General features: G+C 58.6%; 2 protein-coding genes. Both read right to left on the bottom strand.

The genetic code is table 11. From position 1 onward, the window contains the following. A partial coding sequence (gene tnpB, locus H1B37_RS34750) for an IS66 family insertion sequence element accessory protein TnpB (protein ID WP_182871550.1) occupies window positions 1–174 on the bottom strand: 174 nt, incomplete at its 3' end. Continuing rightward, window positions 171–396: IS66 family insertion sequence element accessory protein TnpA (gene tnpA / locus H1B37_RS33200; protein ID WP_182871552.1), on the bottom strand; the 226-nt coding region annotated here is incomplete at its 5' end. The genes tnpA and tnpB, both read right to left, overlap by 4 nt.

Here is a 396-nt window from a genome sequence, read left to right on the forward strand (position 1 = left end):
GTAGAGCGCCTTGAGTTTGTCTTTGCGTCGGTTGATGAACAGGAACAGGCTCCCGTCATTGGGAGCCTTGCCGAGCTCCCCTCGAATGATGCCGGCCAAACCGGAGAACCCTTTTCTCATATCGGTCGGTTCACTGTAGAGATAAATGCCGCTGGTGGTCGGGAGCGCGATCATCGGACTTCCTCTGCGGCGCGCGTGGCGAGCCGATCGACGACCAGTCGGACGTTCTCGTAGTCGTCGGCATCGAGTTCCAACTGAGTGCCGCAAGGAAAGCGAACCCTAACGTTTCGGTTGGACGCACTGGGATCGCTGACTTCGACGGCGAGGAACCCTCCTTGTGCGCTGGCCTGGGATCGAATCTTGCGTCGCCAATGGTAGAACGATGCGGTCGAGAAA

Source organism: Stieleria mannarensis (assembly GCF_014154935.1).
Lineage (GTDB): Bacteria > Planctomycetota > Planctomycetia > Pirellulales > Pirellulaceae > Stieleria > Stieleria mannarensis.